4 protein-coding genes are annotated in these 7,292 nt (G+C 32.7%); all 4 read right to left on the bottom strand.

Annotated features, from left to right (window positions below; all coding sequences use genetic code 11):
* On the bottom strand, positions 1-234 hold a 234-nt coding region (locus QXK50_06400), incomplete at its 3' end, for a hypothetical protein (protein ID MEM2008781.1).
* 1,072 nt (positions 235-1,306) lie between these two features.
* A complete protein-coding gene (locus tag QXK50_06395) occupies positions 1,307-1,567 on the bottom strand; it encodes a hypothetical protein (protein MEM2008780.1) in 261 nt (86 codons plus the stop codon).
* Between the two features lie 685 nt (positions 1,568-2,252).
* Complete coding sequence (locus QXK50_06390; GenBank protein ID MEM2008779.1) at positions 2,253-3,911, bottom strand: cation:proton antiporter; 1,659 nt, start codon at positions 3,909-3,911, stop codon at positions 2,253-2,255.
* 681 nt (positions 3,912-4,592) lie between these two features.
* Positions 4,593-7,229, bottom strand: coding sequence for a hypothetical protein (locus QXK50_06385; protein MEM2008778.1), 2,637 nt, complete (start codon positions 7,227-7,229; stop codon positions 4,593-4,595).
* Positions 7,230-7,292: the final 63 nt, after the last annotated feature.

The raw sequence follows: 7,292 nt of genomic DNA, 5'->3' as shown, positions 1-7,292 counted from the left end.
AACCTCCTCCCTCAAAGCCTTAACTTCTTCCCAAAGCCTATTCTGATTCTCCCAAAGCTTAGAAACCTCCTCCCTCAAAGCCTTAACTTCTTCCCAAAGCCTATTCTGATTCTCCCACAATTTCTCAATATTCTTAAGTAGTTCTGCTAACCCTAAGTAGCCTATTACGGTATACTTGAATTCTTCATCTTCTTTTAGTAGCCTTAGGAATTCCTTCTTTAATCTAGTAGACATGTTACACCCATCCACTATATATGTACAGCGGGATTATAAAGCAATACACAAGTACATAAATAGTTATTTCAAGTTATTTATAAATGTTACGCTATTTATTATGTATTTGTTGAACTTATGCTATTAGAATACTTAGTAGTCAATAAATCACATTAAACCTACGCTAGTAAAACATCTAAGGATTTTAAAATTTCTACACCAAATCTTTAGTACAGTAATTGTGCTATTGTAGCACAATTATTGTTGTATTTGAATTAAAGAACTCTAAACATAGATTTGTATAAATTTACAGAAGAACCTAAATCCTTAATATATTTAACATTAGATCATCTAATCCTTGTATACTGCACTAGTTATAGAGCATGATATACATACTCATGGTCTACCGATATCAATATCAAAGAAAAAGTATATGTATAGAAAAATCTTCATAAAACTTATTATATTAAGTAGTTAAATCAATTATCTCAAGACCTGTTATGAAGCTAATGGTTAAAGACTTAGAAGCTAATCTACCATGAAACATACATTATTTCGTCTTCTTTATATAACCGCAAAGGAATTACATAGACAATGAGTATTAAACATAATAGAGCTACACACTAAGTTATTGGTAACTAAGAGGCATTATCTTAGTATTAGAGAAGTTAGACTTATAGCTACTATTTCTGCGACTTCTATAGTTTATTTAAAGGAAACTATTTCTTCCTAGTTTTTACTATGTATCAAGTGTTATGTATTTTTACCGAGTTTAGCTATTTCTTCACTCCATTCACTATGTATTTTTATGGCTTTGTTTGATACTTTGATTGCATCCTCTATTCCTGCTTCTGACATAAATTCGTTTGTTATTCTATTAGCAATTACTGTGCAGATGACTCCAGTTTTAATCCGTAGATATTGGTCAAGGTAAATATTACCGATGATTCCATTTCAAAATTTAGTACATTTGTATTTCCTAAATAATCTATTAATCCTTTTTTGTGAGGTGGTAGATGCCCTTTAAATCCCAGTCTTTCTTGATCTACATAGAAGCTAACTACTAGCTATCAACCCTACATGGTATCTAACTCTAAGAATTTTCTGCAGCATCTATTAACGCTAATACCACATCATAACTAGCAACAGCTGGGTACTTTAGTATAACGTAATGTTTACTTGTACCTTCTAACCTAACAGCACTTGTATATATTATCAAGTCTCCTACCCTAATTTCACGTTTTAAAGTACTTAAGTACCAACTCTTATGAATACCTCTTGCTCCAACTTTAGCAAGTTCTTCTACAGCTATCGCAGTCGATGGTACACCAATACCTGTACTAGTTGCAGACAAGAATACTCCTTTATAGTAACCACTATAGGTAGTAAACTCTCTATACGATAAAACATGCCTAACACTTATTCTAGTACTTAGCTATAATGGGTACCCTCTCTAGATCTCCAGACAACAAAACGTATTTACCTACATCCCCAGGCTTAACCCTTAAGTGATAAACTCTACCTTCGCCATCAATAGATGTTATAGTTTATTCAAATTGTTTGTAAAATACCAATACACCAACTGTACTTACGTCTAGCGGTAATATTTACTTAGGGGTTAATGTAGAGAACACTAGCTATGGATTAACCATATGTGCAGAAAGAGTTGTTATAGCATCAGCTATTACGAATGGTGAAAAGAGTTTACAGCAATAGTTGTTGTAAGTAATATCGAAGAACCTCTGCCACTTTGTGGTGCATGTAGGCAGATGTTAACTGAATTTGTAAATAATGAAATAATTGTTATCTCTTACGTAATTAATACGAATAAGATAAAGATATGACGTTTAAGCGAATTAATACCTCATACCTTTAAATCTAATCATGTAAAGAAATTGCTCTTCTTGTTGTGTACCAGCTTGCATGGTTTCGAGCCATTAATTAGAGAAGGATTATAAACTCTAATTGGTATAGAAATTTGTGTATCAAGATATTAATCAGTTTTCTATATCAATGCTTAACCTAGGATTATGTATAATTTAGTGTCTTTTTATGGTCATAGCTAGATCGTATAATGTGATGATTATTATCGCTATGACTAAGCTTATGGTTAAAATATTTAAGGGTTCTATTACCATGTACCTTGATACAAAGTCGTGTAGTATTTGGATTTGAAGTGTAACAGCTAAACCACCTATAGCTATATCGAATAGCTTACCTAATGATTCAATTCTTTTTATATCTGTACTAAACCTTGTGAAGATCGATGACAGTATTCTCTTCATTGTTGCTACAAACATTATCAGTATGGCTATAACTGATATTATAGTAGATATAGCTGATAAGAATTTTGGTAAATGTATTATATCTATAAAGTACTTCATTATAGCGTCTATGTACGATATTATGAGGGTCATAAAAGTAAATACTATAACATTGATTAACGTTGATGATAGTGATGATAATAACTTTGTATACTCCCTAGATACAGCGTTTATAAAGTGACTTATCTTGTTTGGTACAAGATTTATTAATTGAGGAATCCTGATCAATAGACGTGGTACTGTAATACTGAATGTCATTAGAGATGTTAGAAATGAAGTCATAAGCAGGTATAGTGTATAATGTAAGATAAAGCCTTGTTTAGCAAGCGTATCTATAAACATTATCCCAACTTCACTTAAAGGGGTTAGGAATAGAGATAATGCAAAACATGTTTCTAGACTATAGCCAGAGAGTAAAGAACCTACAAATACACCTATTGCTCTAGATAAGTATGCCAGTAATCCTATGAATATACCGCTTGATATCAATGATAAAAGGTTTTGTGATTGATTAAGTCCTAGGTAGAATTGAAAACCTAGTGATGAAAAATAGAGAAGCAATCCAAAGTCCTTTAGGCCTTCCAATCTTTCAACTATATCGCTAAGGTCTAAAAATAATGAGAAAACTATGCCAGATACAAATGCTCCAAAGAGTGGAGGTAATCCCAGAAGTGTAGCTACAGAGGTGAAGATAAGTGCTATAGCTATGGATGTAAAAAACTTCCCCTCTTTGTTTATTATTAAAGGTGATCTACTTAATAATTTTATAAAATATCGAGATACATATATCAGTAACATGGTTAAGGCTCCAACTTTAACAATCTGGATTAGAAATGCTTCTGGTTTTAAACCAGTCAATCCGACAGATGTAAATACTGAAAACAATGTGAACTGTATTAAATCCTCTAACTGGGTCTGTATATACGATATATTTTTGGCTTCTACTACTACCTCTACATTTACTCTTTCTATGGCTAGAACAGCTATAGAAGAGCTATTCACTAATACAAAAAACAAAGCAGCTCTAGCTATAAGATCAAAACCTAACATTGATGCAATGAAACCACTAGCAATCCACTGAATAAGAACAACAACAAGTTCTGATGCTATAAATCGATTAAAAGAATGCGACAGTAACCTAAAGTTAATGGAGGCACCTACCTTAAACGAAAAAAGCACTAAACCAATCCAAGAAATAAGTTCTGTATACGATAGAGCCGGCTCTATATCTAGCCCTAAGACCTCCATAATTAAGGCAAGAAACATCCCACCAATAATATACCCAACAACATCTACAAGACCTATTCTACGGAATAACCAAGCAAAAGAAGCTCCAAGCACTAGTACATAAATCACTACTTGGTGTTCTAGCATATGGCTCACACAATATCAATACTTATACAATAATTTCAGCTGAATCTAATATCCATTAATAAGGCTTTATAGATGTCTTCAGCCACTATGAACTCTCAATAATGCCTCACTATACAAAATTCCATACTGGAGTATTTCTATCGAATACAATATACAGACACCACAGATATATCTAAAACCTTAATGTAGAGTATCCATGAAACCTAATGCTTGGCATTTATATCAAGTAATGTGTTTTTGCTAGATACCCAATATCTAGAGCAGTATTAAACTAGATATAAACAGTATATGTAACATTTGGTACAGTATCTTATTTGAAATCCTACGTCAGCTACATTCTTAAGCTAATTGACAAGAGCGTGACTCCAGCTGTTCAATACATAATTCAGTACCCTCTAAGTGGTCTTAAATATTATTTAAGGTTATTCACAAGATAGAATTTAATATTTATAATCAATATCATTCAATATCTAGGAACAGAAGATATATTTATGATTAGCAACATTAACGAGTAGAACTCTATATGTTTTAGTGTTCACAAGACTTAAGGGTCCTTGAACATATTAGAGAAAGCTATAGAATAGAGTTATGTGTGGTCATATCTATGATATTGTTGATAGATGTAGTATTAACACAATATATAATTATTAAATGATTTTATTCAGAAAAGTGGATGAAGGATTAGATCTTTTGTTTAGGTACTCTTTTAATGAACTCCTTTATCTTAGATGCTGCTACGTAGAGTAGGGATGTAGTTAGAGTGGCTATACTGTATTGTACAGCTGTGTCTATCAATGGTGGGTTCCATTGTATTTTGATTAAAGTATTGTTAGAGGGTAAAACTATTATAAATCCTGTAGATGATCTTAGAAGTTCTGCATCAGCATTCCATATACTTGTATACGCAATTTTAATAAGATGGACTTGATTGTTTCTAATTTCAACATCTACTTCTGGTGGACTATACCTAATTGATGCTCTAGACACCTCTACACTTATGTTCATGAAGTTCTTTAAGAAGTGCCAAAGCTTAGTAGCTTCCATAACGTATCTCTGAATACCCTCTGCACTAATTATTCTATCCCAATTTACATATGACGCCGGATTACCTGGATCATGTGGCAATATGTGTGAGTTAATCAGAGGTGTTTCTATATAAACAAATTTCTCTGTCTGATTCTTCACATCGAATTTATCTCCATATTTGAGCAGAACTGTTCTATAACCTTCCGTAATGTATTGTTTAGCTTTCTCTATACTATCAGTTACTACACCTGCAACAATATTTTCTGGAATCTTTTGGTTATCTACGATAAATATAGAGTTGTATCCTTCTGAAGCCAGTAGTGTGAGAATTTTAGGTAGACGGTTTTCGGTATCAAATAATACAACTTTTGAGGCTATTGATAGAGGAGGATCTCTATAATATTCATAGAGAGTGAAAATGTATCCCCGATAACTATAGCTATTGATTTTAATCATATTCAGAGTTCCCATACGTATCTCTATACCTGTTCTAGGATCAATTGATGTATTACTATCTACAGAGATGTACATATTGATACCTCTTACAACAACATCTTCAGCAGATCTTCGGTAAGGTAGTTGGAATACACTTATGTAGCTATTACTATTATTGCGGTTAATAGCATTATGTATAAGGATCATTTCTTCTTCTAGTCCATTTTCTTGAACTATCCACATTCTAACTGTAGCATTTTCAACATCTTTGAGTTTAACCATAAAGCTACTGAATTTGCTTAAGGTTAGAGGTTTTCTGAAGAGACATAGTATTTTGTATAGACTTTTACTCCACATCATTGTTGAATTAAAATACCATTCACTTGTGTTTATCGATGCATCTGTAGGTGTAAATTTAATACCTATGTCTAGATCTGTGATTAAATATCTTGATCTTGTTAGCTCCATAATATTTTCAAGCACTATTGGATTTTTTACTAAGGTATTAATCCACTCATAATATACAGTTAAATCGAAAAATGTTGGATCACCTTGATTATAGGAACCTGTAGATGTTGTATAGTTATATGATGTAGAGAAAGCTACAGGGCTATTAGATAGGATTAGAGGTGTGCCTATGACTAGTACTCTACTATTCTTAACAATATCGACAAAACTTGGTAATGCTTTATCTATAGGTTTTTCGTAGAGTGCTAATGTTGATGTAATTATTGTACTAGTTATCAGAGCTATGGTAACAAGTATTGCTATAAATAGAAATGATGAAGACCTTTTCTCTGATAATAGAATTATGTGTCTATTAAAGGCTAAACTTAATGTTATGAAGGTTGCATTATTGATGTACAGAAATCTCCATGGAAGTATTAGCGCTATGGTTTTCATTAGGAGTGGACTTGGAATCTTTATGTATATGAGAATAGTTGATATAAGGGATATAAGAGTATATGTAAGAAGACAATGGGCTATTATATCTCTACCTATAGACCTGTTCTCTACTCTTAAAAAATACACAACAGTATATATACTTATAGCGATTATCAATAGATTAATCGGATCTACAGCTAGACCGGGTATCCAGATACAGGGAGAAGCCTCATTAAGAGGTGAAGCATCTCTAAACGTTATAAGTACCGAAATTAGATAAGGTAGCGATACTGATGAGGTAATCAGAAAATAAACAAAGAAATTCTTCGCAGTATCTCTGAAACCCTTCGTATACAGATTGTGGAGCATCCATATAACCAGAAAGACTGCTATATTTATTAAGCCATAGCTATGTGCTAAAATAGATAATCCGCCCACTACTGCTGAGAGCACCAATACTTTATAGCGAAGTATTCTTCTATACATTAATAATAGTGAGACTGAAATTAACGTCAAACTCCATGAAAATAGATAGGGATAGGCACCTTTGTAGTATATGAACCACATTGTTGGAAAATACAGAGCAATAGGTGTAATTAGTATAGCTATCTTACGGCTAATACCTAACTCACGTACCAATAAATAAACAGATAGAAGATACAGCATACAGATAAATATCCTGCCAAACTTGTACGCAGCTACAGGACCATATGCTAGTGATAAAGGATACAGTACTACATAGAAGAGAGGCGCATAACTTAGTAATATCATGCCATTGTATTGCTTGAGACTCATTCCTTTGTTTATTATATATTCTTCTAAGAATCCAGAAACTCTGTATATATGTGCTCTAGAATCGTCTCCAGGCGGTATACTATCTAGAGATAGCGCTTCAAATGGATTCAGAACCGTAACTGCACATATAGCTATAAGAACAATAAGCATAAATTTGTATAGGATAGATCTAGTCATCACGAATACTACCTCTATCTACCTCTTAATCTCGCAACATATTCTGTATACACACCAATACTT

The organism is Ignisphaera sp. (assembly GCA_038831005.1).
Taxonomy (GTDB): Archaea; Thermoproteota; Thermoprotei_A; order Sulfolobales; family Ignisphaeraceae; genus Ignisphaera.
This window is presented reverse-complemented; position numbering and strand designations above follow the sequence as displayed.